A 25,504-nucleotide genomic window follows, 5' to 3' on the forward strand; every position below is an offset into this window, starting at 1 on the left:
TCAGGCCGTCGCCGGGCTGCCTTGCGGCGCGGGCATGCGGTTGGCCACCAACGTCACCGCGCCGGCCACCAGCAGGGCCACCATCACCAGCAGGCCGGCCTGCATGCTGCCCGTGGCCGTGCGCACCCAGCCGATGATGGTCGGGCTCAGGAAGCCGCCGATCAGGCCTATCGTGTTGATGAGCGCGATGCCGCCGGCCGCGGCGTCGCCCTTCAGGTACTGGGACGGAATGGCCCAGAACACCGTGTAGGCCGCCCACATCATCGCCGTGGCAATCGTCATGCAGGACAGCGACACCGCCAGGTTGCCACTGGACAGCGTGGCCACGGCCAGCGCCACGGCGCCGATGAATGCGGGCACCGCGCTATGCAGGCGACGCTCGCCGCGCCGGTCCGAGCGCCGGCCGATGACGACCATGGCAATGGCGGCCGCGATATACGGGATCATCGAATACAGGCCGATCTTCATCGTGTCGGTAACGCCATCTGCCTTGAGAATGGAAGGCAGCCAGAAGCTCACCGCGTAGATGCCGCAGATCATCGTGAAGTAGGCGAAGGCCAGCAGGTAGACGCGCGGGTCGCGCGCCACCTGGCCGAACGAGTGGTGGCCTGCGCCGGGCGTATGCAGCTCGGCGGCAAGCATGCGCTTTTCCTCGTCGGTCAGCCATCTGGCATCGGCCGGGCGATCTGCCAGCACGCGCAGGGCCAACACGCCCAGCAGCACGCACGGAAGCCCTTCCACCAGGAACATCCATTGCCAGCCTTCCAGGCCATGCGTGCCGGACAGCCCGGTCATCAGCCACGTCGACAACGGCGAGCCGAAGATGCCGCCGAGCGGCCCGGCCAGCATCACGATGGCCATCACGCGCGCCATGCGCTGCTGCCCGTACCAGTACGTCAGGTAGAAAATCATGCCGGGCGCGAAGCCGGCCTCGAACACGCCGAGCAGAAAGCGCATCACGTAGAACGTGGTTTCGTCGCGGACGAACAACATGCAGGCCGACGTCAGGCCCCAGAGCACCAGAATGCGGCTGATGGTCTTGCGCGCACCAATACGGGGAAGCAGCAGGTTGCTGGGGATTTCGAACAGCACGTAGCCGAAGAAGAAAATGCCGGCGCCCAGCCCGTACACGGCGTCGGAAAAGCCCAGGTCGCCCTGCATCTGCAGCTTGGCGAACCCGATGTTGACGCGGTCCAGGTAGGCAAAGGTGTAGCAAAGCAGCAGGAATGGCAGCAGGCGCCAGTTCAGCTTGCGGTACAGAGCCTGCTGCGCGGCGCTGTCGTGCGCCGGCGTGGTGCGTGGGGGCAGTGTGGCAGTCATACGATTTTTCCCGTGGTCGTTCGTGGATGCGATGAACGTTGTGCTGGCGCTGTGTTTTAGTTTTCAAGCATCGTGAGTTAGACAAAACGACATGGCAAGAGCAACTTAAGTCGGTTATCGTTGCCCATTCAGCAACACGATGCATCAGGCGGACGTCGATATGCGAGAACTGAACCAACGCAGGCTGCGTTATTTCCACGAGGTGCTCACACACGGATCGATCCGGGGCGCGGCCGACAGCATCAACACGTCGCCATCGGTCGTCACGCGCCAGATTCGCCTGCTGGAAGAGGAAGTGGGCGCGCCACTATTCGACCGCCACGCACGCGGCGTGCAGCCTACCGAAGTGGCTCTGCATCTGCTCGAATACTGGCGGGGGTGCCGCGCGCAGCAGGAGCTGTTCGAAGACCGCCTGCAGGCATTGCGCGGCCTGCAGCACGGCCAGGTACGCATTGCCACGAGCGAAGGCTACGTCGATGGCTTGATGGACGAAGTGCTGACCGACTTCTGCGCGCAGTATCCGCGGCTCGATGTCACGGTGGATGTCCTGCCCGTCAACAACGTGCTGCAGGAGGTGGCGGAAAGCCGGGCGCATCTCGGCCTGGCCTACAACCCGCCCTCGCATGCCGACGTGCGCTGGGTGGCCACGTCGTCGCAGCCGGTGGTACTGCTGGTCCATGCCGAACATCCACTGGCACTGCGCGGCACGAATGTCGATGTGCGGGAACTGGCCGACTATCCGCTGGCGATGATGCCGCCGGCGTTCGGGCTCGGGCAGATCGTGCAGATGCTGGCGTATGCCGAGAACATCCAGATCCGTCCCACGCTGACCACCAATTCACTGGCCGTGCTGCGGCACTTCGTCAAGCGCCATCACGGCATCACGCTGATCGGCGCGTTTGCCGCCTATCGCGAACTGGCCTCGGGCGAACTGGTGACACTACCGATTGCCCATCCGCTGTTCGAGGCTGCCAAGGCACGGTTGCTGGTGAAAACGGGAAGGCCGCTGGGCATGGCAGCGGACACGCTGCTGGACCACATCCTGCGCGACATGTCGATGTTCGCGGCCCCGGCGCCGCGCGGGCGCGGACGATCCACGGCGCGCAAGTCGTCCCGAGCGTAAGAAAGCTCGGGGGTCGGCCTCGAAGACACGCGATGCGGACGTCAGCTCGCCACGCCCTGCCGCCACGTCCCGACGCGCGACGAACTTGTTCCAGCGGTGTACCAGCGGGAAGTCACCGCGCTGCTCGAGGCAGCCGATCGGATGGCCGATCTTCTGCCCGGTGGTTTGCAGCGCAATGCGCGAGACGACGACGGGAGGCTGGACAGAGAAGCCATCGGGACCATCTGCACGCTGCTCGTCGACCTCATCGATAAGCGCCTCCTCAGGTCCTGACTCTCCTCGCGGACCTTGCGACAGCCGGTGCATCCAGCGCAGCCCCAACGAGCTCCTGCATGCAGCGAGCTGCCGCGGTCTGGATCCGCTCGGCTCGCACGATCACGCGCATCTTGGCGGATTCGAGCGCGGCGTTGGTGGTGCGAATCGCAACGAGGTCGCCGCGTGCGATTTCGCTGGCCGCGGCTCCCGCGGACAGAAAGGTCAAGCCCAGCCGCTTCATCACGAACCGCTTCAGCAACTCGATCGAACTGCTGGTGAGCGTCGGCGCAAGCTGAAGATTCTCCGCGAACTCGGCCAACCGGATCAACTGATGCAAGCCAAAGCCCGGGCCCATCGTCGCCAGCGAGTAGCGGCTCGCGTCCTGCAATGACGGGGTTGCACGACGCCGTGCCAGCGGATGGTCGGGCCAGGCAATGATGCAGACCGGCTGGCTTTGCTCCCGCACGATCTGAACCTCCGGATGCGCTGGCGGATTCATGGCGATACCCAGGTGCGCTTCGTCGCTGGCGACTTTCCGCACTGCCTCCGCTGCGCTCGCCAGTTCGACGTTGACCTGCACCCCGGGATACTGCTGGCCGAACGCATCGACGATGCCGTTCATCAGCAGATCCATATACCCCTCTCCGGCCACCACGTTCAACGTGCCACGCCGCAGCCCGGCAAGGTCGTCGATATGCTCCCGCAGCGCCTCTTCGCTCGCCATGCGATTGCGGCAATGCGCGATGACCAGCGCAGCCGCCTCGGTGGCAATGATCCCTCGGCCTTTGCGCTCAAACAGCGCCACCCCCAGATCCTGTTCCAGCAACTGGATCTGCCGGCTGACCACGGACGGCTCAACGTTGAGCCTGTCCGCAGCGCCCCGCACCGATCCGCACATGGCGGCTTCGTAGAAATATCCCAGCCGCTTTTCATTCAGCGTTCCCGCAGTCATTGCGCCGACCTCTACTGTTGACTTTAGAGCAACAAAACTCACCGAAATCATACATTGATCGCACGGTCCGTTGCACCGATGATGCTGTACACAACAGCGGCCATCGAATGCAGAAGGAAATGCCATGCCCGACGCGCACCTATGTCAGGTGGAAGATCTCATGTCGCAGGCGGAGGCTCTGACGAGTCTCCGCAGGTACATCCATGAACGCCCCGAGCTCGCCTATCGGGAACACGCGACCGCTTCGCTCGTTGGCGAATTGCTCGGCCGATGGGGCTATGACGTAGCAACCGGCATCGGTGGCACAGGCGTGGTGGCAACCCTGACAGCCGGCCACGGTGGCCGCAGCATCGGCATACGTGCGGACATGGATGCACTGCCGATTCAGGAGGCCACTGGCCTGCCTTATGCGAGTACGGTTTCCGGCGTTATGCACGCGTGTGGACACGACGGCCATACCACCATCCTTTTGGGTGCGGCGCAGTACCTCGCCACGCATCGTCGCTTCGACGGCACGCTGCGTCTCTATTTCCAGCCGGCCGAAGAAGCCGGCGTGAACAGCGGCGCCGAGCGGATGATCGCCGAAGGACTGTTCGAGCGCTTCCATTGCGATGCGGTGTTCGGCCTGCATAACCACCCCGGCCAGCCTGCCGGCAGATTCCTGTTTCGGAGCGGGCCGTTCATGGCCTCCGGAGACAAGGTCACCATCACGGTGCGCGGGAAAGGGAGCCACGCGGCACGCCCGCACCTGAGCGTGGACCCGGTTGTCGTGGCGTCGAGCATCGTCATGGCATTGCAGACGGTCGTGGCCCGCAATGTCGATCCGGGCGCCGCGGCGGTGGTCACGGTAGGCGTGCTCCAGGCCGGTACCGCGAACAACGTGATTCCCGCTTCGGCCAGGCTGGAACTGAGTGTTCGTGCATTTGACCCGCGGGTTCGTGAACTGCTGCGCCAGCGCATCGAAGCGCTGGCCAATGCCCAGGCTCACAGCTACGGCGCCACGGTCGAGATTGACTATGTCCTCGGCTACCCGGTCGTCGTCAACAGCGACGCCGAGACTGCCTTCGCCATCGAAGTGGCGCGTGAGCTTGTGGGCGATGCCGAAGTCGACGCGGCCTTCGAGCCGGTCATGGCCAGCGAGGACTTTGCGTTCATGCTGCAGCAGCGCCCCGGGTGTTTCCTGCGACTCGGCAACGGCATCGGCCAGGGCATGGGCGAGGGAGGCTGCATGGTCCACAACCCGCGTTACGACTTCAACGACGCGAACCTCCCGATTGGCGCCGCCTTCTGGGCCCGGCTGGTCGAGCGATACCTGCCTGTGGCGTGAGCCGCGCATTCCATCCCATCCCCTGCAACATCAGATCCATCGTCCCGCCATGAAGCACGTTTCCCGCATTGCATTGGCTGTATTGGCCGCAACCACGACGGCTCTCGTAAGCGCCGAACCCGCCTACCCGTCCAAACCTGTCAAGATCATAGTGGGTTACGCACCCGGCGGATCGGCGGATACGGTCGCGCGCCTGCTCGCCAACCGGCTCTCGATCCAGATGGGACAATCGTTCGTGGTCGAGAACCGCCCCGGAGCAGCTAGCAGCATCGCCGCCAGCGGCGTCGCACGCTCGCCTGCCGATGGGTACACGCTGTTCCTTGGGTCCAACGCGAATGCCATCAATACCACGCTCTACAAGAAGCTTACCTTCGACATTCAGAAGGATTTCGCTCCCGTCGCTCTGGTGACAAGTTTCCCGAACGTCATGGTGGTCAATCCCGCACTGCCTGTGAAGACTGTTGGCGAGTTCATCGCCTACGCGAAGTCGCACCCGGACGGCGTGAACTACGGGTCCTCGGGAATCGGCTCGTCCACGCACCTGGCAGCGGAGATGTTCAAGTCGATGGCTGGCATCAAGATGGAGCATGTCCAGTACAAAGGTAGTGCGCCGGCCCTTACCGACCTCATGGCCGGCCAGGTTCAGGTGATGTTCGACAACGCACCGTCGGTGCTGCCGTTCATCCGCAGTGGCAAACTGCGCGCGCTTGCCGTTACCAGCAGCCAGCCGCAGGCATTTGCGCCGCAGGTGCCAACGGTAAGCGGTGCGGCGCTGCCGGGCTACGAGGTGAAGTCGTGGTATGGGCTGTTTGCCCCGGCCCGCACGCCGCCGGCGATCGTGAACGCGCTGAATCAGCAGATCAATGCCGCCTTGCAGGAAGCTTCCGTGCGCAGCAATCTGGCTGCCCTGGGTGCGTCCCCTGAAGGCGGGATGCCCGAGGCAATGCGCAAGCATCTGGGGCAGGAAGTCACCAAATGGGCCGCGGTGATCCGAAGCTCAGGCGTCACAGCCGAGTAAGCAACACGGCATTTTCCGAATGGCATTCTTGCAGCCGGCTACTGGTCATGGGTAAGTCGTCGGAGTTCGCCAGCTTGCCTGGCGCCTGGAATGGCGCTCTCTTTCCGCCCAGGCAATGTCGGACAGCCAGCCTCATCTGCTCGCAAGCCCCTTAGGCATCAGATTAATCCCCCGAGCTTCTTCAGAAACGCGGCGATATTCTTCTCCTCCCGCTTATAGTAGGTCCACGGGCCCATGCGTTGCGAAGTGACCAGTTGAGCCCGCTGCAACGATGCGAGATACAGGGACACCGTGGACTGGGACAGTCCTGCCCGCTCCTGAATGCTGCTCACGCAGACCCCATATTTGTCCGCGTCAAACTCTTGGTCTGGAAAACTCTTCCCCGGGTCTTTCAACCAACCCAATATCGCCAGACGAGTTGGATTATCCAGAGCCTTCAGTACCTCGCCGACATCGATGCTCATAAGTTGCACATTAGCTTGAGAAAAATAAACCTGGGATCGATACCATCCCTCCGGACTGTATAGTATCAGGCATCGCTACCATCGCGCCGAGGACGGCAACGACGGCCTGCGTGCCATTACGACAGCAACCCCGCGCCAGGCCTCACCAGAAGCGACCGTTACCCAATGCTCGCGTTGTCGGCCCCGATGTCGGCTGATGATCGCAATGCGATAGCAACCTGCAACCGCCTAACGGGATGAGAATGCCAAGCTCCTTGCCCGCGCAAACGATGCATCACATCCTGTCATCATTAACAATTTCAAAATGACTTATGGAATCGGGGCAGGATTTTTGCACCATTTTTTCCATGACCTCATCCGCGGGCCGGCGACCGTACTTTAGATTCAAGATAATACGATCCACGCCGACGCTCCGAAACGCCTCCGGCAACTCGAAAACATATTCCACTCCGGCCCTATATCCCAAATGCATCGGTAACGGCGGCAACGATGGCGAAGTATCAAGATCGATGTCGAACGATTGCAGGAAAGACTTGTACGCCTCACCAGATTGCTTACGAACTTCTTGGCGCCACGTCTCCACGAAAAGCGGCTATGGCTCGAGGTCCGACCCGAACCCAATCGGGTCCTTGCCCTGATGCAGGGCAAGGACCCGGCTCTTACTCCTGATAGGTCGGATAGCTCGTGTAGCCCTTCTCCGTGCCTCCGTACATGGTGCCGGGATCTACCGGATTCAGCGGCCAGTTGTTCGCGATGCGTGCCGGCAGGTCCGGATTGGCGATGAATGGGCGACCGAAAGCGATGAGATCCGCGAGACCGGCATCCAACAGGCGCACACCGCGTTCGGCGGTATATCGGCCCGCGTAGAAGATGCGACCGCTGAACGTCTCGCGGACTGCTCGCCGAAAGTCTTCTGGCAGGTCAGGAGCGTTGTTCCAATCGGCCTCGGCAATCGACAGATAGGCAATGCCCGATTGCTCCAGGAGCTTGATGGCTTCGATGTACGTGGTATGCGGATCCGCTTCGACAAGACCCAGGTAAACGCGATCTTCGTCCGTGCTTTCGAACAACGGCGCGAACCGCACGCCCAGTCGATTCTTGCCGACCACTTCCGCAACGGCCGTCACGATCTCGCGCAGGAACCGCAGACGGTTCTCCAGCGAGCCGCCATATTCATCATCACGCTTGTTGCTATGCGCGGAGATGAACTGGTTGACCAGATATCCATTGGCGCAATGGAGTTCGACACCGTCAAACCCCGCCGCCAGGGCATTGCGGGCGGCTTGCGCATAGAGCTGGACTAGCTCCCTGACTTCCGCGGTGGTCAGGGCACGCGGCTCGGAAGGCGGCGCCAGCGTGCCTGCCCCGGGGGCGGTTTCGATGAAAACACTGACCTGTTGGGCCGGAATGGCCGATGGCGCCACAGGCGCTTCGCCGCCCGGCTGCAGCGAGGTGTGCGAAACCCGTCCGACGTGCCACAGCTGCGCAAAAATGACGCCGCCCTCGTCGTGAACCGCCTTGGTGACCTTCCGCCATCCCTCAACCTGCGCGGGACTATGGATGCCTGGCGTCCAGGCATAGCCCTGGCCGCGAGGTTCGATCTGCGTACCCTCCGTGACCATGAAACCAGCCCCGGCGCGCTGACGGTAGTAGGTCGCCATCAGATCGTTGGGAATATTGCCCGGTTGCGTGCTCCGCGAGCGCGTCAGCGGCGGGAGCACGATCCGGTTCTTCAGCGTGTATGGCCCCAGTCTCGTCGCGGAAAACAGTGAGGTAGCTTTCATTTTCACATTCCTAGATATTGAGAATAATAGATGTTTAGGGTCGAAAAGCATCGTTGCCTAGAACAGACCGTGCGGCGTCTCGCTCAGACTCACGAGGATGTTCTTCTTCTGGCTGTACGCCTCCAGCATGGACTTGTGCGTCTCGCGCCCCAGACCGGACTTCTTGTAGCCACCGAACGGCGCGTGAGCAGGAATGTCATGATAGGTATTCACCCACATCCGCCCGGTTTCCACGGCGCGGGCAACCCGCAGCGCACGGTTGAGGTCTTGTGTCCAGACACCCCCCGCCAGCCCGTACTCGGAATCGTTCGCCATGGCGATGACTTCTGCTTCATCCTTGAACGGGATGACGCAAAGAACCGGTCCAAAGATCTCCTCGTACGCAACGCGCATGTCGTTTCGCACGTCCACCAGGATGGTGGGTTGAATGAAATATCCGGCGTCATGGTCGCCACCGACGAGCCGGCCGCCGCCAACGAGCACGCGGGCACCTTCAGCCTGGGCGATATCGATGTAGCCGAGAATTCGCTCCATCTGCGTCTTGCTGACCTGAGCACCCATTTGCGTCTCCGGCGACATCGGATCGCCGACACGCACTGCCCGGAACTTCTCCTTCAGTTCTTCGAGGAACCGCTCGTAGATCGACGCATGAACAAACAGGCGGGCGCCAGATTCGCAGACCTGGCCCTGGTTCCAGAGAATCGCGAGCGCGGCGCCTTCCACGGCCTTGTCCCAGTTCGCATCGGGGAACACGATGTTGGCGGATTTCCCTCCCAGCTCCAGCGTGGCGGGAATGATCTTCTTTGCAGCCGCGACGGCAACGGCCTCGCCGATACGGGTCGAGCCAGTGAACGCCAGCTTCCTGATGTCGGGATGGTCGAGCAGCGGCTGGCCGGCCGAAACACCCGTACCCGTCACGATGTTCACGACGCCCGCGGGTAGCACCTTGGCAAAGATCTTTGCCAGTTCGAGGATGGTGACGGGCGTCATCTCGGACGGCTTGATCACAACGGTGTTGCCCATCGCAATTGCCGGAGCAATCTTCCAGGCCGCCATCAGAAGGGGAAAGTTCCATGGAATGACTTGCCCTACAACGCCTAGCGGCTCGCTCAGCACAATGCTGAGCGTCTTCTCATCGAGCATCACCGCTTCGTCCGAATGGCTTCGGATGACGCCAGCGAAGTATCGGAAATGATCGATGGCGAGCGGCACATCGATAGCCCGGCTTTCACGGATGGGCTTGCCCACATCGAGCGTTTCGAGCGTGGCGAAACGCTCGGCATCCGCCTCGAGCAGGTCGGCGATCTTCAGCAGCGCGGTGGAACGCTCGATCGCTGTGGTTGTACGCCACGTGCGGAATGCACGGGTGGCCGCCTTCACGGCACGATCCACATCTTCCGCAGACGCGTTCGGAATCCGGGTAAGGAACTCACCGTTGGCAGGATTGATGCTATCCAGCGTCTCGCCCGTTGCACCATCAACCCACTGATTGTCGATGAACAGGCCATAGCTGCGGTCCGGAACATAGCTCGGCGGAATGTCTTTCAAGGTTTGCACTGCGTACCTCCAGAAGTTTGAGAACAGGGCCCCGACTGCTCTGCCGTTCCGGGCCCAGGAAGCTAGCGCCATCCATATGCGCTGTGTTTTCACTCTAATTTACATATTGATATATGTCAATATGTAAATATCATGAGATGGAGTGAGTGCCGCTCCGACCATGCCGGGGAGCGGCCAGCACGGGGCAGCGCTCCGAATCGTCCCAGCAAATCGCCCCGGTCCCGTATTGCAAATAAGAACAATTCTCGATATTATCCAGCGCTCAGCACCGTGTCTCCGGTCAACGACCATGTCCACCACCATTCGAGTTCTGTACGAGAACAACCATGACTGGCTTTGCCAATGGTTGCGCCGCCGGCTCGATTGCCGCGACGAAGCCGTGGACCTGGCGCACGACACCTTCCTGCGGTTGCTCCGCCGGCCGGACGAAGTCCCCGGCATCGGCGAACCGCGCGCCTTCCTGACCACCATCGCCCGCGGCTTGCTGAACGACCACTGGCGCCGGCGCTCCCTCGAGGAAGCCTGGCTGGAAGCGCTGGCCGCGCTGCCCGTCGAAATGGCCGTGTCCCCCGAGAATCTGGTATCCATGCAGCAAGAGCTGCAGCATCTGGACGCCATGCTCGCTGAGCTGGCCCCCAAGGCCCGCGAGGTCTTCGTGCTGTCGCAGCTCGAGGGCCTCACCTACAAGCAGATCGCCGATCGCACCAGGCTGAGCGACCGCACCGTCAAGCGCTACATGGCGCAGGGCTTCACGTTGTGCCTGACCCTGATGTGCTGACTTGATGCGCTGACCTGCCGTGCCCACCCCCGATTCCACCACCGATTCCACCACCGCGCTGGACCCTGCCGTCATCCGCGAGGCCGCGGGCTGGCTGGTGCGCCTCCATTCCGGGGAAGCGGGTCCCGCGGACCATGAAGCGTTTGAACGCTGGCGCCGCGCCAGCCCGGATCACGAACGGGCCTGGGAGCGCGCCGAAAAGCTGAGCGCGAAGTTCGGGGCGGTATCTCCCGCGCTCGGCGTGCCCGTCCTCACGCGCCAGGGCACGGTCAACCGGCGTGCCGTGGTGAAGACGCTCGCGATCCTGGGCGTGGTGGCGCCGGCCGGATGGCTGGGCGCCAGCCTGTGGCGCGGCGAAACCGGCGACGTCTACCGCGCGGCCGTGGGCGAGAACCGGCGCGTCGCCCTGGCCGATCGCAGCCTGGTGCAGCTCAATACCTCGACCGACATCGCGGTGCGCTATTCCGACGAGGCTCGCGTGCTGCAATTGCGGCAAGGAGAGATCTATATAGAGACCGCCGCCGATCTCCGGAGCCCGTCACGGCCGTTTCTGGTGGAAACCAGGCAGGGCCGCCTGCGCGCGCTGGGCACGCGGTTCGTGGTGAGGGAACTGGCGCAGGGCGACAAGGACGTGACCGCGTTGACCGTGCTGGAGCATCGCGTCGAAATCACATTGAAGTCGAGCGGCTCGCGCAGGATCGTCGGCGCCGGTGAAACCGTCGTCTTCTCGGACCAGGCCTTCGAAGCGGCGGAGTCCCCGCGGCAGCCTCCCGGCCAGCCGTCCGCCGCCGCGCCAAGCTGGACCAAAGGCATGCTGCAGGCGGACAACGCGCGGCTCGACGCCTTCCTGCGGGAGCTGGCGCGCTACCGCCCGGGGATCCTGCGCTGCGAGCCGGAGGTGGCGAGCCTCCGGGTCTCCGGCATGTTCGTGCTCGGGGATACCGACCACATCCTCGACATCATCGGCGAGACGCTTCCCGTGCGGATCGTCCGACGCACCGCGTACTGGGTCACGGTGACATCCAATACCCGGTGAGCGGGAGGACGCCCGGATTTTTTTTCGTTTCCTGCCCGACTTCGTGTCCCCTTTTGCCCCGGTCGTTCGGCATACAGGGCGTCAACGAAGTACACAGAGAGGAAACGAAGTGGTGCCGTCGCATTTTGAAGCCATTGGGAGCGCAGCCGGAGCACGCCGCGTCAGGAAAAAGACCGTCGGGCGTTTCGCGCTGACGGCAATTGCAGCCTGCATCACGGCCGGTACCGCGATGCACGCGCCGCAGGCGCATGCGCAGGCCGCCGCGCAGGAAACCCGGGACTATCGGATTGCCGCCGGCCCGCTCGCGGACGCGCTCTCGGCATTCGCCAGGGACGCCGGCGTCACGGTGTCTTTCCGCCCCGAGGACGCGGCGCGCTTGACCACGAAGGGCGTGCAGGGCCGGTACACGGCGGCCGAGGGCCTGGCGGCGCTGCTGGCGGGCACCGGCCTGCGGGCCGTACCGCAAGCTCGCGAAGGCTTCGTGATCCAGGCCGGCCAGGCTCCGGCAAACGGAGCCGCCCGCGCGCAGGCGGCCGCCGAGGCCAATCCCCAATCCGATGTCTCCACCCTCGAAGCCATCACCGTCAGCGGCGACTGGCTCGGCACCGGCCTGGAAAACAGCGTGCAGACGTTCGGCGGCGCCCGCACGCTGGTGAAACGCGATGAGATCGTCAACAGCGGCGCGTCGAACATCTCCGATGTGCTGCGCCGCATCCCGGGCGTGCAAATCAGCGGCAGCACCAGCGCCACCGGCAGCTCGGTCGGCCTGCACGTCGGGATTCGCGGGTTGAACCCCCGCAACTCGTTCCGCTCCACCATGCTGATCGACGGCATTCCCCTGGCCATGGCGCCCTACGGCCAGCCCAACCTGGTCATGTCGCCGGTCAGCATGGGGAATCTCGACTCGATCGACGTCGTCCGCGGTGGCGGCGCCGTGCGCTACGGCCCGCAGAACGTCGGCGGCATCATCAACTTCAAGACCCGCGCGATTCCGAACGCGCCGGGCCTGACCGCGGACGGGTCCGCGCGCTACAACATCTACAGCCACGGCGGATCCAACAAGCAGTACAGCGCGTTCGCCGGCACGCAGATGGACAACGGCTTCGGCGTGGCCCTGCTCTATTCGGGCCTGGACGGCGAGCAGTGGCGGGACGGCAGCCACGACAACTACAACGACGTGGCACTGAAATGGCGCTACGCCATCAGCCCGACCTCCGAGGTCTACGGCAAGCTCTCGCACTACGACGTCAAGTCGATGACGCCCGGCGGCCTGACCGCGGCGCAGTACCGGCAGAATCCGTTCCAGAATACCCACCCCACCGACTCCTGGCGGGGCAAGCGCGACCAGGTCGACATCGGCTACGTCAACTCGATCTCCGACACGCAGGAATTCGAGATCCGCAGCTACTACTACGAGAGCTCGCGCAAGAGCTCCCTGATCAACCCGGACCAGGGCCGCAACGACTTCCAGCCGCGCGACAACCAGGTGCTGGGCATCGAGCCGCGCTACACGCAGCGCCTGCAGTTCGGTCCCACCACGCACGACTTCACGGTCGGCTACCGCTATGTCCACGAGAGCGGCACCGACACGCGCTACGCCACGTCGCTGGCCACCGGGCTCCAGGTCGGTCCGTCGCAGGTCTTCGACAACGGGACCAACGCGCACTCGGTCTATCTGGACGACCGGATCGCCTACGGGCGCTGGCGCGTCACGCCCGGCATCCGCTACGAGAAAATCAGCAGCGACCGGCAACCGAGCGGGACCACCAACGACACCCCCTTCGACGTCGGCAATAGCCGTGGGCTGCCCTCGTTGAACGTCGCCTACCTGGTCAACGACAAGCTCACGCTCTACACCTCGTACAGCACGTCGTTCGGCGCCGTGCAGTACACGCAGTTGAACTCGATGTCGGCGGCGAATCCGCTGAAGCCGGAAGTCGCCAAGACGGTGGAGGTCGGCGCGCGCTTCGCCGGCGAACAGGTCCACTCCGAACTGACGGCCTTCGACCTGCGCTTCGACAACCAGATCCTCTCGATTCCCGGCACCAACCCCGCCGTGTTCCGCAACCTGGGCGCGACGAACCACAACGGCGTGGAATTCGCCATCGACTACGACTTCGACAAGGCGAGTCTTCTCGCCGGCCTGAACCTGTACGCCAACTACACCTATGTGCGCGCGATTCAGAAGTCGGGCGACTTCGACGGCAAGGACGTGCCGTTCTACTCGCGCCAGACGGCGACATGGGGCGGACGCTACACCAGGCAGAACTGGGCGCTCAACGTGTTTGCCACGGTGCAGAGCAGCCAATACGCCGACACGGCCAACACCGTGCAGGAATCGGCGGACGCAACCAATGGCCGGGTGCCTGGCTTCAGCGTGTGGAACGCGCAGGTGAACTACAAGATCCCGGGCAGGAAAGGCAGCGACCTCGCCTTCGGCATCAACAACCTGTTCGACCGGCGCTATTACTCGCGCAATGTCGACACCAACGGCGGCCGCATGGTCGGCGCGCCCCGCATGGTGTACATCCAGGCGCGGCTGGCTTACTGAGCGGAACATACGCGGGGACGTTCGGTTCCGGCGTGGATTGCGGCCCCGCCACTCCACGTGATGTCAGTACAGGATGTCCAGATGCGCGCTTGATGCGGTGTGGATGACCGGGCCGCGCCCAATGCGCATCCCGCTTGTCCCGCCAGCCATCCCGCCAGTCATCCCGCGCGCCTGGCAAGCACCTCGTCCCGCGGCCCCGCATCGACCACGCGCCCGGCCTCCACCACGACAATCGTGTCGAAGCGCGCGAGCAAGCCCGGCCGATGCACCGAAGCCACGATGCATGCCGCCGGGAACGCGGCGAACATGCGGTCGAACACCCGGCCTTCGGCCTGCGGGTCGAGCGCGCTGGTCGGCTCGTCGAGCAGTAGCAGCGAACTTCCCTGCGCCGCCAGCGCGCCGCGGGCCAGTGCCAGCCGCTGCCGCTGGCCGCCGGAGAGGTTGGCGCCGCGCTCGCTGAGCGCGCTGGCGAGGCCCTCGGGAAGGCGCTGCAGCACCTCGTCGAACACGCCCGTGTGTACCGCGGCGTCCAGCGCCGCCGCGTCGGCCGGCTCGCCGAAGGTGAGATTCTCCCGCACGCTGGCCTCGAACACTTCGGCTTCCTGCGGGATCAGCGTGGCGAGCGTGCGCAGTTCGGTCCAGTCCCGCGCCGCGCCGTCGCGCCGGAGTTCGCCGTGCTGCGGGCGGTAGAGGCCGGCGAGCAAACGCAGCAGCGTGCTCTTGCCGCCGCCGCTCGGGCCGATGAGCGCGACGCGCGCGCCACGCCGCAGCAGCAGGTCGATGCCATGCAGGCCGCCGCGCGCGTCGTCGCCGTGGCGCCAGGTGGCGCCATGCAGCTCCAGCGTGTGCCAGGGCGCGTCGGGCACCACGGCGGGCACCGGCGCATCCGGATCGCAGCGCACTTCCCAGATCGGCCCGGCGCTGCCGTAGTCGGTGTGCATGCGCGCGAAGCTCTGGAAGTTCGAGGCCATCGCCCCGACCACCGACGCGGCCTGCTGCGCGTACTGGTAGATCATGAAGATCGTGCCCAGCAGCACCGCCTGCCCCGGCTGGCGCGACTGCAGCACGTAGACCACCACCAGGATCCAGGTCAGCCCCATGCCGAGCAGGTCCACGGTAAACCACTTGCCTTCGTTGACCATGACCGCGCGCCGCAGCGGCGCCATCACGGCCGCCATGCGGCGGTCCAGCAGCTTGCGCGAGGCGGCTTGCAGCCGCAGGCCGATCACGGTGCCGGCATTGCCGATGAAGTCGAGCAGCGCGGCGGCATAGTGGCGCTCCGCGTCGTTCTCGGCGCGCGCTAGCTGCATCAGCGCGCGGTCGAAGCGCAGGATGATGAGCGCGATGACCATGTAGCCGCTCACCGCGATCACGCCGCTGGTGCGCGACAGCAAGGCCAGCGCGACCAGCGGACCGACGAAGTTGAAGGCGCTCTGCAGGTAGCCGAACTGGTTCTGCGCGAAGTCGGACAGCGCCCGGCTGGACTGCACCACACGGTGCTGCAGCTCGCCCGAATGGCGGCCGTCGCGCCACGCCAGCGGCGCCGCCGCGATGCGCGCATAAAGCTGGTCGGCCAGCCGCTCGCGCACGCGCACGCCGACGTTGCGCTCCAGCACCCGGCCCGGGCCGTGGAGCAGCCACGACAACAGATAGATGCCGATGAGGTAGAGGATCCAGCGCCCGGCCGTCTCCATGCTGTCCCGCTGCAGCGCGTTGATCGCCTGCGCCGCCAGCCACGGCATGGTCAGCCGCAGCAACTGCGCCGCCGACAGCAGGCCGGCCGCGCCGAGCATGTGGGCCCGGACGCCGTGCGCGTGGCGCCAGAGCGCGCGATAGAGGTCGCGCGCCGCGCTGCCGAGGCCGATGGCGGGAGGTTGGGTGGTGGAATCGGAAGCCGTCATGCGGTCGTCACGCCTTCGCGTCAGGAAGCGCGGAGCGCGAAACCGGCGTCGACGGGTTCGACGACCCCGCCGAGACCGATGACGATGACTGCTGTGTTGGGGCGACCGGCTAACGTAGTCATGTGCGGATACCTTGCCAAGAACATCCGTATCTTAGCGGTATCCGCTTCCCGCCACGCCGGCGGCCGTCATGCGATGCGCATGATCTGCGCAAAGCCCGACAGCGCCCGGCCGGCGCCGCCGCCGGCTCACCAGCGCAGCAACCGCGGCCCGAGCAGCGCGCCGATCGCCGTGGGCAGCAGCATGCCGAGCACGTACCAGACGCCCCAGAACGCCACGCCCATCTCGGGACAGTGCAGGCAGTAGGCCAGCGTGGCCACCGCGCCGGACAGCAGGCCGCCCACGGCGCCGGTCAGCGCCAGCCGCGTCGGGGCCAGGCCGCGCAGCGCCCAGAACACGGCGATGAACACCGGCACGGACAGCATGACGATGTTGAACGGGCAGACCCGCCAGGTCTGCCCCAATACCGCCGCCATCCGCTCGCCGTCCGGCGTCCGCGCGGCCACGTACAGCGCGGCCAGCCAGATCGACGCGAACGGCACGCCGATGCCGAGCCAGCTGGCGCCTGGCGCCACGCCGGGCCGCGCCAGCCGGGTGGCCATCCACAGCGCGCCCAGCAGCAGCGAGAACGGCAGCGCCACCTTCGCCCAGAACAGCGGCGTGGCCGCGACCTCGGCAAGGTCGGCGCGAACGTGGAGCGTGGCGGCGACCAGGACGGCCGCCATCGCGGCGCCCGCGGCGATCGCGGTACCGAAGCGGCGCGCGAGCGGGTGCCGCTCCACCGGCGTGGCGCCGGTGGCGAGCATGGAAATCAGGTCGTCCGTTTTCATCGCGTTCCTCGCATCTTCGCCGCGAGCGCCTTCAGCCCGCGGTGCACCCCCACCTTCACCGCCGACTCCGACAAGCCGGTCATGCGCGCGGCCTCGCTGACCGAGAGCCCCTCCAGCTTGACGTGCACGATCGGCAGGCGCTGCTTGTCGGGCAGCGCGTCGAGCAGCACGTTCAGGTCCCGCCGGGCCTGCGCCGGCTCGAGATCGGGGGCGGCCAGCAGTTCGTGCGCTTCGTCCAGCGGATCGTTCAGCGCGTCGTGGCGCGCGTGCGCGCGGAAGTGGTCCGCCAGCTTGTAGCGCGCGATGGCGTGCACCCACGCCGTCAGCGGCTGGCCCGGCAGGTAGGTGTGCCGTGCGTTGTGCACGGCCAGCAGGACCTCCTGGGTCAGATCCTCGACGTCTTCGGGCTGCCGCCGCAGCCGGTTGCGCAGATAACCGCGCAGCAACGTGGCCAGCTCGGCCAGGAAGCGCGCGTAGGCGGCCTGATCTCCCGCCAGACCGTTCGCGAAGAGAGACTGCAGGTGCGCCTCGCGCCTTTGCAGTGCTCCCTGGTCTGTAGTTCGGTCCATCGCTCGCGTTGGTTACACCGGGCCGGTTGATTTGCCCGAATTCTACGCCGCACTTGCCGTCGTGTGTGGTGCGAGGCGCTTCACCAGGAAATGGCCGGACGGCGTGCCCGCGAAAAAATTTCCGCCGGCTGTAACCGCCCGCGCGCCGGCGGCGAATTCCCCTTCAGACGCACACGACAGCGTGTGAATCTGGCCCCGGCCCCCCCTTTGGCCGGCGCGACGTTCCGGAGGCCGGGGCAGTCCCGGCCGATGTCACCACAATGAGGAGTTACGAATGAACAAGATCGCAATCGCCGTGTTTTCCGCCGCCTTCCTGATGGGCGGCGCCCCGGCATTCGCCCAGACCGGCGGCTCGATGGCCAAGGACGCGATGTCCAAGGAAGGCATGTCGAAGGACGCGATGTCCAAGGATGCCATGTCGAAGGATGGCATGGCCAAGGACGCGATGTCGAAGGACGCCATGCACAAGGACAAGATGGGCAAGTCGAAGCCGCACGACAAGATGGGCAAGGACGGCGACGCCATGTCCGGCGGCGCCGGCAAGTAAGGCAGGACCAACAAGCTGGACCGGGTGCCGCGGGGACAGGCCTCGCGCGGCGCCCGGACTCTGGAGACCGAGATGGAAACCGCTCCTCACGCGATCGCCCCGCCCTCCGCCCCGCACGTGATCCAGCCCGGCTGGGTGCGCATTGCGCACTGGCTCAACGCGCTGGCCGCGGTGGTGATGCTGCTGTCGGGCTGGCGCATCTACAACGCTTCGCCGGTTTTTCCGGGCTTTCGCTTTGCAGACGGCATCACCCTGGGCGGCTGGCTAGGCGGCGCGCTGCAATGGCACTTCGCGGCCATGTGGCTGCTGTTCTTCAACGGGCTGTTCTACCTGGCCATGAACATCGTCACGGGACGGCTCGCCAGGAAGTTCTTTCCGGTGACGCCGCGTGCCGTGCTGCGCGATCTGGCGGCCGCGCTGAAGGGCCATCTCTCCCACGCCGACCCGAGCCGGTACAACGCGGTGCAGAAACTGGCCTACCTGTTCGTGATGGCCGTGCTGCTCGTGCTGGTGCTGTCGGGCATCGCGATCTGGAAGCCGGTGCAGTTTCCGCTGCTGCGCGAGCTCATGGGCGGCTACGACTTCGCGCGCGTGGTCCATTTCTGCGCCATGTCGCTGCTGGCCGCCTTCGTCGTCGTGCATCTGGTGATGGTGGCGCTGGTGCCGCGCAGCCTGCTGACGATGATTCGCGGACGCTGACGCCCCATCGCCACATCGTCCCATCGCCCCGCCGCCCCATCACCGCATCGCCACCCAGGACACAGGAGCCCGAACCGTGAACCCGAAACCTCCAGGGCTGAAGCGCGCGGCGATCGACCGCGCGTCGCTGATCATCGACGTGCGCCGCGAACTCGACCAGCCCGCGCGCCGGCTGTTCGGCAAGCGCCTGCTCACGCTCGGCGGCCTCGCCATGCTCACCGGCTGCAGCCTGAGCGACGAGGCATCGGTCGAGACCTTCCTCACGCGCGTCTCGCGCGTCAACGACAAGGTGCAGGGCTGGCTGTTCGACCCGAACCGGCTTGCGCCCACCTACACCGAAGCGCAGATCACGCGCCCGTTTCCGTTCAATGCGTTCTACGGCATCGACGAAGTGACCGTGGTGAACGGCGACGACTTCCGGCTCAAGGTCGGCGGCCTGGTGCAGGACAAGCGCAACTGGACGCTCGACGCGCTCTACGCATTGCCCAAGGCCGAGCAGATCACCCGGCATATCTGCGTGGAGGGCTGGAGCGCCATCGGGCGCTGGGGCGGCACGCCGTTCGCGGGCTTTCTCCGGCGCATCGGCGCGGACACCACGGCGAAATACGTGGGCTTCAGATGCGCGGACGACTATTACGAAAGCATCGACATGGCCACGGCGCTGCATCCGCAGACCCTGCTGACCTTCACCTACGACGGCGAGCGCCTGCCGCCCAAGTATGGCTACCCGATGAAGCTGCGGATGCCGACCAAGCTCGGCTACAAGAACCCCAAGCACATCATGGAACTGTTCGTGACCAATACCTATCCGGGCGGGTATTGGGTGGACCAGGGCTACAACTGGTTCGGCGGCTCGTGAAAACCAGTCGCCGCCAGCCCCGCCGCGCGCCGTCGAGACCGCCAGCCCGCCCGCGATGCCGGCCAGCATCTTCCGTGATCTTCCGTGGCCGGAGCGCGGCTCAGATGCGCGAGCGCCCGATCTCCGCGATGCGTTGCCGCAGCAGTTCCGCCTGCTTCTGCATTTCCTGAATCACCGGCGAGAGCCGGCTGGCGGGCAGGCGCGCCGTGATGGTGGCCAGCGCGATCCCGGCGACGACGGCACCGGTGCCGTCGTAGACCGGCACGGCTACCGCTCTCGAACCTTGCACCACGCCCTTGGCGGTATAGCTGTAGCCCTGTTTGCGGACCTCGTGCGCGCGCTCGATCAGCGCGGCGGGATCGACCTTCAGGGCGGCCAGTCGCCTCGCGTTGCGCTGGACGATGGCCTGAATCTCGCTGTCCGTCCGGGACGACAGCAGCACCAGCCCGCTTACGCCGGCGCCGAGCGGGCGCCGCGCGCCGACGTCGATCGACAGCACCTTGACCGGATAGCTGCCCGGCCAGCGTCCGATGCAGACGGAATCGTCGCCGTTCGCGATCGTCAGGAAGATGGTGTCGCCCAGGGTCTCGCTCAGGTATTGCAGGTATGGCTCGGCCGCCGCGCGCAGCGGAAAGCGGGCCACGCGGGCCAGCCCCAGCAGCGTGACTTCGTTGCCGATCGCGTAGCGGCGTGTCTTCGGATTCTGCTCGGCCGCGCCCTCTTCGATCAGCACGCGCAGAATCCGGTGGACGGTGGGCTGGCTCAGTCCCGTGCTCGTCACCACGTCGATCAGGCGCACGCCGCGTTCCTGCCCCGCGGCGACGATCCGCAGGATGGCAAGCGCGCGGCGGATGCTCTGCGCTCCCTCGGAGCCCCTGCCCTTCTCCGCCACGTCGACCACCTCGATCTCCATGTTCCGGTTGCCGCCGTCGCCGGTTGCCACGGCCGCCGATGCCGCCGCGCTAGCCCGCCTGGCCATTCCCGCTCAAGACCGACTTCGCCGTCTGCGCCACCGCGCGCAGCGTCACGATCTCGCCCAGGCTCGCGTAGTTGGGGCCGCCGATGCGGCACACCGGATTCAGCCCGCGCGTGTCGACCTTGCCGTCCTGGTACAGGTCGTCGCGGATATGAAACGCCAGGACCTCGCCGACGACGAATTCGGCGCCGGTCTCGCCGAACGCGATGACGCGCTCCAGCCTGCATTCCATGCTGACGGGAACGTCGGCCAGGCGCGGCGTGCGAATGAGGGTGGACGCCGCGGTGGCCAGGCCGAGGACTTCGACCTCGCTCACGTCGGCGGGATGTTCCTCGCTGCTCAGGTGGATCGCCTGCAGTTGCGTGGCATCGCCGATGTTGATCACGAACTCGCCGCTCGCGTGGATGTTGGCTCCGGTGTCCTTGCGCACGCCGGCCTTGCGCCCGATGTTGACGCCGATCAGCGGCGGCTTGTTCGAGACGAACGTGAAGCACGAGAAAGGCGCGAGGTTGACCACGCCCGCGGGCGATTGCGAGGTGATCCAGGCAATGGGGCGGGGCACGACGACCCCGCTCATCAATCGGTAGGTGGCTTCCGGCGAGAGCGATTCGGCGAGGACTTGCATCTTGTCTCCTGCATTCGGGTTGGAATGGGGCCATTCTGCCCACGCGGCCGTGGCGCCGGAAACCCGCAATGCGTCGATAGTCCACTTTATGGACTATCTGGGTGTTTTTGCATTGCAGCAGATCCGCTCCGATTTGTAAAGTGAGGCTGTCACAGGCCGGATCGAAGCGTCCGGCGAACAGATGACATAACGGAGACACTATGACCAAAGCGCAATTTGCGCGCAGCGCGGCCAGGGCCGCCGTTGCCGCAATCCTGGCTTCCCTCGCTTCACCGATACTGGCGCAGGCATGGCCGGACAAGCCGGTCCGCGTGGTGGTGCCCTATCCGCCGGGCGGCAACGTGGACTCGGCCGGCCGCATCATCGGCGCGAAACTGCAGGAGATCTTCAAGCAGCCGTTCCTGGTCGACAACAAGCCCGGCGCCGGTGGCATGATCGCCGCGGAAGCGGTGGCGAGAGCGCGGCCCGACGGCTATACGCTGTTCCTGGGCGCCAACGGCCCGATCCTGTTCTCGCCCATGATCTACAGGAAGAACAACTACGACTGGAAGAAGGACTTCATTCCCGTCAGCTCGGTGTCGTTCACGCCCGTGATCCTGCAGGTCAACAACGCGGTGCCGTTCAAGACCGTCGGCGAGCTGATCGCCGCCGCCAGGAAGCCCGGCAACGACCTGACGATGGCCTCGCCCGGCGCCGGCACGCAGAACCACCTGGCGAGCGAATACCTGCAGCACAAGACCGGCGCGCACTGGATCACCGTGCACTACAAGGGCAACGCGCCGGCGACGACCGACCTGCTCGGCGGCCAGGTCCAGTTCAACTTCGACCAGCTTTCCGTCGCGCTGCCTTTCATCCAGCAGGGCCGCACGCGCGCCCTCGCCGTGGGCTCCGCGAAGCGCCTGCCGCAGTTGCCCAACGTGCCGACCTTCCAGGAATCCGGCTTCCCCGACATGACGGTGGAAACCTTCACCGGCCTGCTCGCGCCGGCCGGCACGCCGCAGGACATCGTGCAGAAACTGTCCGGCGCGCTGCGGCAGATCCTTGCCGACAAGGACGTGCAGGGCAAGTTCGAAGCGCTGGGCGCGCAAGCGCGCGGCAGCACGCCGGAGCAATTCAAGCAATTCCTGACCAATGAGGACAAGCGATGGACACCGCTGATCAAGCAAGCCAACATCACCGCGGAATGAGTGCGGAAGCGCCGGCCTCCCCGGCGCGCCGCGCCAGCATCTACGTGGCCGGGTTCAGCCACAAGAACCCGATTCCCGCCGGCTGCCGCATCGGCCCGCTGCTCATGAGCGGGAGCATCCAGGGCAACGATCCGGCCACGGGGAAACCGGCGCAGACCATCGAGGCGCAATGCGAGTACATGCTGGCCAACGTCAGGCGCATCGTCGAGGCGGCCGGCGGCACCACCGGCGACATCGTCAAGCTCACGGTCTGGATGCAGGACCGCAACCAGCGCCCGGCGCTCAACAAGCCCTGGCTGGAGATGTTCCCCGATCCGGAATCGCGCCCGGCGCGGCACACGATGCAAGCCGACCTCGACATGGGAAAGCTGATCGAATGCGACTTCACGGCCTACATCGCGTGAGCGCATGAGTACATGAGCGCGTGGCCACGTGAGCGCGTGGCGCGCGCCAGGCCAGTTCCACGAAGACGGCTTCTTCACCGAAGCCGGCCCACATTTCCACCCAGCAGACATGCCAGACTATCTTCCCTTCGATCCGAATCCGCGCGCGCCCGTGCCCTTGCCGCCCGCGCGCAGTTGCGACAGCCAGTTCCACGTGTTCGGCCCGCGCGAGCGCTTTCCGGTGCGGCCCGGCGCGGCCTACGAGATGCCGAGCGCGACATGGCAGGTTGCCCAGCGGCTGCATCGCACGCTCGGCATCGGCCGCGGCGTCATCGTGCAGGCGACCACCTACGGCGCCGACCACGCCGTCGTGCTGGACGCGCTGGCGCATCTCAACCCCGCCACCGGACCGCGCACCTACCTCGGATGCGCCAACGCCGCCGTGCTGACCGAATGCGACGACGCCTATCTGGCGCGGCTGCACGACGCCGGCGTGCGCGGCGCGCGCTTTACGCGGGCCGGGCTCGGCATCAGCATGAGCGCGGCCGAACAGGACAAGGCCTTCGCGCGCATCAGGGAGCTGGGCTGGTACGTCAAGCTCCAGCCGGAGCCCGATGGCATCGCCGCGCAACTGGCCGCCTACGACAAGCTCGACGTGCCGATCCTGCTCGACCACATGGGGCGCGCCGATCCCGCCAGGGGCGATGCGGACCCGACGCTCGCCGCCGTCCTGGAGCGGCTCGCGCGCGGCAACTACTGGGTCATGCTCTCGCTCAGCGAGAAGATCTCGCGCGCAGGCGCGCCCTGGGACGACGTGGTGCCGCTCGCCCAGAGGCTGATCGAGGCCGCGCCCGACCGCTGCGTCTGGGGCAGCGACTGGCCCCATCCGGTTTCCGTCAAGCAGCCGCCGAACGAGGGCGAGCTGCTGGAGCTGCTGTATCGCTTCGCGCCGGACGCCGCCGTGCGCCACAAGATCCTTGTGGACAATCCCGCCAACTTCTTCGGATTCGAAGCATGAAACTCGCAACGTTCAGCGTGGACGCCGGCATTTCCTGGGGCGCCGTGGTCGGCGAAGGCGCCGCCGCGGGCGTGGTCGACCTCGCGCGCCGCCTGCCCGGCATCCACTCGGTCAAGGCGCTGCTCGCGGGCGGCGAACCCCTGCTCGCGCGGGCCAGGCAAGCCGCGGCCGAAGCGCGCATCGACCACCGGCTGTCGTCGGTGCAGCTGCTGCCGCCGGTGCCGGACCCCGAGAAGATCTTCTGCATCGGCGTCAACTACGCGCACCGCAACGCGGAGTACAAGGACAACAGCGACCTGCCCAGGTATCCGAGCGTCTTCATGCGCGCGCCGGCCTCGCTCGCCGGTCACGGGCAATCCCTGCTGCTGCCGCCGGAATCGAAGCAGCTCGACTACGAAGGCGAGATCGGCATCGTCATCGGCAAGACCGGGCGCCGCATCGCCAGGCCGGAGGCGCGCGCCCATGTCGCGGGCCTGACCTGCATCAATGAAGGCACCATCCGCGACTGGCTGCATCACGGCAAGTTCAACGTGACGCAGGGCAAGAACTTCGACGCTTCCGGCGCGATCGGCCCGTGGATCGTCACCGCGGACGAATTCCCGGACTTCGGCGACATCCGGCTGACGACCCGGGTCAACGGCGAAGTGCGCCAGGACGACACCACGGCGAACCTGATGTTCCCGTTCGACGCGCTGATCGCCTACCTGTCGCAGTTCGCCACGCTCAATCCCGGCGACATCATCGCCACCGGCACGCCGATCGGCGCCGGCGTGCGCTTCGACCCGCCGCGCTTCCTGGTCGCGGGCGACGTGGTCGAGGTCGAGGTCGCCGGCGTCGGCGTGCTCTCCAACGTCGTGCGCGCCGAGGAGGTGCGGCCATGACGCCCGGGCAGCTCAAGGACGCCGCGCTGCGGCTCGAACAGGCGGAGCGCACGCGCGTGCCCTGCCGCCAGTTCTCGCTCGACTATCCCGAGATGCGCATAGAGGACGCCTACGCCATCCAGCACGCCTGGATGGCCCTCAAGCAGGAGAACGGCCGCACCATCAAGGGACACAAGATCGGCCTGACCTCCAAGGCCATGCAGCGGGCGGTCAACATCGGCGAGCCGGATTTCGGCGTGCTTCTCGACGACATGTTCTACCGCGACGGCGCGACGATTCCTTCGGAGCGCTTCATGCAGCTGCGCATCGAGGCGGAGCTGGCGTTCGTGCTGGACAAGCCGCTGTCCGGCCCGGACTGCACGCTGTTCGACGTGCTGGACGCCACCGCCTACATCACGCCGGCGCTGGAGATCCTGGACGCGCGCATCCAGCGCGTGGACCCGCAGACGCAGCGCACGCGCACCGTGCTCGACACCATTTCCGACAACGCCGCCAACGCGGCGCTCGTGCTGGGCGGGCGCCCGTTCCGCCCCGCCGTGCAGGACGTCGACCTGCGCCGCATCGGCGCCATCGTCAGCAAGAACGGCGAAGTGGAGGAAACCGGCCTGGCGGCCGGGGTGCTCAATCATCCCGGCTATGGCGTGGCGTGGCTCGCCAACCGGCTCCACCGCTACGGCGTGGCGCTCGCGCCCGGCCAGGTGATTCTCGCCGGCTCGTTCATCCGTCCGCTGGAGGTCGCGAAGGGCGACACGATCATCGCCGACTATGGCGACTTCGGCACGGTCTCGTGCTACTTCAGTTGAC

General features: G+C 65.9%; 25 protein-coding genes. 14 read left to right on the top strand and 11 right to left on the bottom strand.

Going from position 1 to position 25,504, the window contains the following annotated elements; genetic code table 11:
• Complete coding sequence (locus AC3WXD_RS12835) at positions 1-1,320, bottom strand: MFS transporter (RefSeq protein WP_020200674.1); 1,320 nt, start codon at positions 1,318-1,320, stop codon at positions 1-3.
• A 160-nt stretch (positions 1,321-1,480) separates the two neighbouring features.
• Between AC3WXD_RS12835 and AC3WXD_RS12840 the strand changes: the two genes are divergently transcribed.
• Complete coding sequence (locus AC3WXD_RS12840; RefSeq protein ID WP_029043113.1) at positions 1,481-2,443, top strand: LysR family transcriptional regulator; 963 nt, start codon at positions 1,481-1,483, stop codon at positions 2,441-2,443.
• A 262-nt stretch (positions 2,444-2,705) separates the two neighbouring features.
• Here AC3WXD_RS12840 and AC3WXD_RS12845 read toward each other — a convergent pair whose 3' ends face one another.
• On the bottom strand, positions 2,706-3,701 hold the full coding sequence (locus AC3WXD_RS12845) for a LysR family transcriptional regulator (protein ID WP_492323858.1): 996 nt from the start codon (positions 3,699-3,701) through the stop codon (positions 2,706-2,708).
• 73 nt (positions 3,702-3,774) lie between these two features.
• Here AC3WXD_RS12845 and AC3WXD_RS12850 point away from each other — a divergent pair, with 73 nt between their 5' ends.
• Both AC3WXD_RS12850 and AC3WXD_RS12855 read left to right on the top strand, forming a co-directional pair.
• Positions 3,775-4,977, top strand: a complete 1,203-nt coding sequence (locus tag AC3WXD_RS12850; RefSeq protein ID WP_492323859.1) for a M20 aminoacylase family protein — start codon at positions 3,775-3,777, stop codon at positions 4,975-4,977.
• Positions 4,978-5,026: 49 nt separating this feature from the next.
• A complete protein-coding gene (locus AC3WXD_RS12855) occupies positions 5,027-5,995 on the top strand; it encodes a tripartite tricarboxylate transporter substrate binding protein (RefSeq protein ID WP_492323860.1) in 969 nt (322 codons plus the stop codon).
• A gap of 158 nt (positions 5,996-6,153) precedes the next feature.
• Here the strand turns inward: AC3WXD_RS12855 and AC3WXD_RS12860 are convergent, their stop codons facing one another.
• The 4 genes from AC3WXD_RS12860 to AC3WXD_RS12875 form a co-directional block, all read right to left on the bottom strand.
• Positions 6,154-6,453, bottom strand: coding sequence for an ArsR/SmtB family transcription factor (locus tag AC3WXD_RS12860; protein WP_441602927.1), 300 nt, complete (start codon positions 6,451-6,453; stop codon positions 6,154-6,156).
• Between the two features lie 280 nt (positions 6,454-6,733).
• The gene (locus AC3WXD_RS12865) at positions 6,734-7,042 is read right to left on the bottom strand and encodes a hypothetical protein (RefSeq protein WP_492323861.1); all 309 of its coding nucleotides are present in this window, start codon (positions 7,040-7,042) and stop codon (positions 6,734-6,736) included.
• 76 nt (positions 7,043-7,118) lie between these two features.
• Positions 7,119-8,243 carry an alkene reductase gene (locus tag AC3WXD_RS12870; protein WP_492323862.1) on the bottom strand — a complete coding sequence of 375 codons (1,125 nt, stop codon included), beginning with the start codon at positions 8,241-8,243 and terminating at the stop codon, positions 7,119-7,121.
• 57 nt (positions 8,244-8,300) lie between these two features.
• Entirely contained in the window at positions 8,301-9,800 is a 1,500-nt protein-coding gene (locus tag AC3WXD_RS12875) for an aldehyde dehydrogenase family protein (protein ID WP_492323863.1), read from the bottom strand.
• 289 nt (positions 9,801-10,089) lie between these two features.
• Between AC3WXD_RS12875 and AC3WXD_RS12880 the strand changes: the two genes are divergently transcribed.
• From AC3WXD_RS12880 to AC3WXD_RS12890, 3 genes are all read left to right on the top strand, one after another.
• Positions 10,090-10,578 (top strand): sigma-70 family RNA polymerase sigma factor, encoded by a 489-nt coding sequence (locus AC3WXD_RS12880; protein WP_029043115.1) that lies wholly within the window; start codon positions 10,090-10,092, stop codon positions 10,576-10,578.
• A gap of 19 nt (positions 10,579-10,597) precedes the next feature.
• A complete protein-coding gene (locus AC3WXD_RS12885) occupies positions 10,598-11,614 on the top strand; it encodes a DUF4880 domain-containing protein (RefSeq protein ID WP_492323864.1) in 1,017 nt (338 codons plus the stop codon).
• 229 nt (positions 11,615-11,843) lie between these two features.
• A complete protein-coding gene (locus AC3WXD_RS12890) occupies positions 11,844-14,165 on the top strand; it encodes a TonB-dependent receptor family protein (protein WP_492323865.1) in 2,322 nt (773 codons plus the stop codon).
• Positions 14,166-14,323: 158 nt separating this feature from the next.
• Here the strand turns inward: AC3WXD_RS12890 and AC3WXD_RS12895 are convergent, their stop codons facing one another.
• The 3 genes from AC3WXD_RS12895 to AC3WXD_RS12905 all read right to left on the bottom strand — a co-directional run bounded on the left by AC3WXD_RS12895 (position 14,324) and on the right by AC3WXD_RS12905 (position 17,525).
• Positions 14,324-16,066, bottom strand: coding sequence for an ATP-binding cassette domain-containing protein (locus tag AC3WXD_RS12895; RefSeq protein ID WP_492323866.1), 1,743 nt, complete (start codon positions 16,064-16,066; stop codon positions 14,324-14,326).
• Positions 16,067-16,314: 248 nt separating this feature from the next.
• Positions 16,315-16,956 carry a DUF1109 domain-containing protein gene (locus tag AC3WXD_RS12900; protein ID WP_492323867.1) on the bottom strand — a complete coding sequence of 214 codons (642 nt, stop codon included), beginning with the start codon at positions 16,954-16,956 and terminating at the stop codon, positions 16,315-16,317.
• Entirely contained in the window at positions 16,953-17,525 is a 573-nt protein-coding gene (locus AC3WXD_RS12905) for a sigma-70 family RNA polymerase sigma factor (RefSeq protein WP_454732846.1), read from the bottom strand. The genes AC3WXD_RS12900 and AC3WXD_RS12905 overlap by 4 nt, the downstream gene beginning before the upstream one ends.
• A 274-nt stretch (positions 17,526-17,799) precedes the next feature.
• Between AC3WXD_RS12905 and AC3WXD_RS12910 the strand changes: the two genes are divergently transcribed.
• From AC3WXD_RS12910 to AC3WXD_RS12920, 3 genes are all read left to right on the top strand, one after another.
• The gene (locus AC3WXD_RS12910; protein WP_059413685.1) at positions 17,800-18,072 is read left to right on the top strand and encodes a pentapeptide MXKDX repeat protein; all 273 of its coding nucleotides are present in this window, start codon (positions 17,800-17,802) and stop codon (positions 18,070-18,072) included.
• Between the two features lie 72 nt (positions 18,073-18,144).
• The gene (locus tag AC3WXD_RS12915; RefSeq protein ID WP_020200690.1) at positions 18,145-18,771 is read left to right on the top strand and encodes a cytochrome b/b6 domain-containing protein; all 627 of its coding nucleotides are present in this window, start codon (positions 18,145-18,147) and stop codon (positions 18,769-18,771) included.
• A gap of 76 nt (positions 18,772-18,847) precedes the next feature.
• Positions 18,848-19,630 (top strand): molybdopterin-dependent oxidoreductase, encoded by a 783-nt coding sequence (locus AC3WXD_RS12920; protein WP_492323868.1) that lies wholly within the window; start codon positions 18,848-18,850, stop codon positions 19,628-19,630.
• A 100-nt stretch (positions 19,631-19,730) separates the two neighbouring features.
• On the opposite strand, the gene AC3WXD_RS12925 is transcribed toward AC3WXD_RS12920, so the two are convergent.
• Together AC3WXD_RS12925 and AC3WXD_RS12930 are read right to left on the bottom strand one after the other, a co-directional pair.
• On the bottom strand, positions 19,731-20,543 hold the full coding sequence (locus AC3WXD_RS12925; RefSeq protein WP_492323897.1) for an IclR family transcriptional regulator: 813 nt from the start codon (positions 20,541-20,543) through the stop codon (positions 19,731-19,733).
• A gap of 49 nt (positions 20,544-20,592) precedes the next feature.
• The gene (locus AC3WXD_RS12930) at positions 20,593-21,231 is read right to left on the bottom strand and encodes a flavin reductase family protein (RefSeq protein WP_492323869.1); all 639 of its coding nucleotides are present in this window, start codon (positions 21,229-21,231) and stop codon (positions 20,593-20,595) included.
• Positions 21,232-21,431: 200 nt separating this feature from the next.
• Between AC3WXD_RS12930 and AC3WXD_RS12935 the strand changes: the two genes are divergently transcribed.
• The 5 genes from AC3WXD_RS12935 (at position 21,432) to hpaH (ending at position 25,503) form a co-directional block, all read left to right on the top strand.
• On the top strand, positions 21,432-22,418 hold the full coding sequence (locus AC3WXD_RS12935; protein ID WP_020200694.1) for a Bug family tripartite tricarboxylate transporter substrate binding protein: 987 nt from the start codon (positions 21,432-21,434) through the stop codon (positions 22,416-22,418).
• Positions 22,415-22,822, top strand: a complete 408-nt coding sequence (locus AC3WXD_RS12940; protein WP_020200695.1) for a RidA family protein — start codon at positions 22,415-22,417, stop codon at positions 22,820-22,822. The genes AC3WXD_RS12935 and AC3WXD_RS12940 overlap by 4 nt, the downstream gene beginning before the upstream one ends.
• Positions 22,823-22,931: 109 nt before the next feature.
• The gene (locus tag AC3WXD_RS12945) at positions 22,932-23,819 is read left to right on the top strand and encodes an amidohydrolase family protein (RefSeq protein WP_020423628.1); all 888 of its coding nucleotides are present in this window, start codon (positions 22,932-22,934) and stop codon (positions 23,817-23,819) included.
• Positions 23,816-24,700, top strand: coding sequence for a fumarylacetoacetate hydrolase family protein (locus AC3WXD_RS12950; protein ID WP_020200697.1), 885 nt, complete (start codon positions 23,816-23,818; stop codon positions 24,698-24,700). Before AC3WXD_RS12945 ends, AC3WXD_RS12950 begins: the two co-directional genes overlap by 4 nt.
• Positions 24,697-25,503: a 2-oxo-hept-4-ene-1,7-dioate hydratase gene (gene hpaH, locus AC3WXD_RS12955; RefSeq protein ID WP_492323870.1), complete on the top strand. Its 807-nt coding sequence runs from the start codon at positions 24,697-24,699 to the stop codon at positions 25,501-25,503. The genes AC3WXD_RS12950 and hpaH overlap by 4 nt, the downstream gene beginning before the upstream one ends.
• Position 25,504: the final 1 nt, after the last annotated feature.

It is taken from the genome of Cupriavidus sp. FW216-B1, from assembly GCF_058789195.1.

Excerpts from the sequence above, each read along its gene's own strand:
- AC3WXD_RS12850 (WP_492323859.1), top strand. The coding sequence starts at position 3,775 with ATGCCCGACGCGCACCTATGTCAGGTGGAAGATCTCATGTCGCAGGCG.
- AC3WXD_RS12845 (WP_492323858.1), bottom strand. The coding sequence starts at position 3,701 with ATGATTTCGGTGAGTTTTGTTGCTCTAAAGTCAACAGTAGAGGTCGGC.
- AC3WXD_RS12895 (WP_492323866.1), bottom strand. The coding sequence starts at position 16,066 with ATGACGGCTTCCGATTCCACCACCCAACCTCCCGCCATCGGCCTCGGC.
- AC3WXD_RS12910 (WP_059413685.1), top strand. The coding sequence starts at position 17,800 with ATGAACAAGATCGCAATCGCCGTGTTTTCCGCCGCCTTCCTGATGGGC.
- AC3WXD_RS12940 (WP_020200695.1), top strand. The coding sequence starts at position 22,415 with ATGAGTGCGGAAGCGCCGGCCTCCCCGGCGCGCCGCGCCAGCATCTAC.
- AC3WXD_RS12935 (WP_020200694.1), top strand. The coding sequence starts at position 21,432 with ATGACCAAAGCGCAATTTGCGCGCAGCGCGGCCAGGGCCGCCGTTGCC.
- AC3WXD_RS12840 (WP_029043113.1), top strand. The coding sequence starts at position 1,481 with ATGCGAGAACTGAACCAACGCAGGCTGCGTTATTTCCACGAGGTGCTC.
- AC3WXD_RS12855 (WP_492323860.1), top strand. The coding sequence starts at position 5,027 with ATGAAGCACGTTTCCCGCATTGCATTGGCTGTATTGGCCGCAACCACG.
- AC3WXD_RS12930 (WP_492323869.1), bottom strand. The coding sequence starts at position 21,231 with ATGCAAGTCCTCGCCGAATCGCTCTCGCCGGAAGCCACCTACCGATTG.
- AC3WXD_RS12905 (WP_454732846.1), bottom strand. The coding sequence starts at position 17,525 with ATGGACCGAACTACAGACCAGGGAGCACTGCAAAGGCGCGAGGCGCAC.
- AC3WXD_RS12870 (WP_492323862.1), bottom strand. The coding sequence starts at position 8,243 with ATGAAAGCTACCTCACTGTTTTCCGCGACGAGACTGGGGCCATACACG.
- AC3WXD_RS12900 (WP_492323867.1), bottom strand. The coding sequence starts at position 16,956 with ATGAAAACGGACGACCTGATTTCCATGCTCGCCACCGGCGCCACGCCG.
- AC3WXD_RS12880 (WP_029043115.1), top strand. The coding sequence starts at position 10,090 with ATGTCCACCACCATTCGAGTTCTGTACGAGAACAACCATGACTGGCTT.
- AC3WXD_RS12925 (WP_492323897.1), bottom strand. The coding sequence starts at position 20,543 with ATGGAGATCGAGGTGGTCGACGTGGCGGAGAAGGGCAGGGGCTCCGAG.
- AC3WXD_RS12835 (WP_020200674.1), bottom strand. The coding sequence starts at position 1,320 with ATGACTGCCACACTGCCCCCACGCACCACGCCGGCGCACGACAGCGCC.
- AC3WXD_RS12890 (WP_492323865.1), top strand. The coding sequence starts at position 11,844 with ATGCACGCGCCGCAGGCGCATGCGCAGGCCGCCGCGCAGGAAACCCGG.
- AC3WXD_RS12945 (WP_020423628.1), top strand. The coding sequence starts at position 22,932 with ATGCCAGACTATCTTCCCTTCGATCCGAATCCGCGCGCGCCCGTGCCC.
- hpaH (WP_492323870.1), top strand. The coding sequence starts at position 24,697 with ATGACGCCCGGGCAGCTCAAGGACGCCGCGCTGCGGCTCGAACAGGCG.
- AC3WXD_RS12915 (WP_020200690.1), top strand. The coding sequence starts at position 18,145 with ATGGAAACCGCTCCTCACGCGATCGCCCCGCCCTCCGCCCCGCACGTG.
- AC3WXD_RS12950 (WP_020200697.1), top strand. The coding sequence starts at position 23,816 with ATGAAACTCGCAACGTTCAGCGTGGACGCCGGCATTTCCTGGGGCGCC.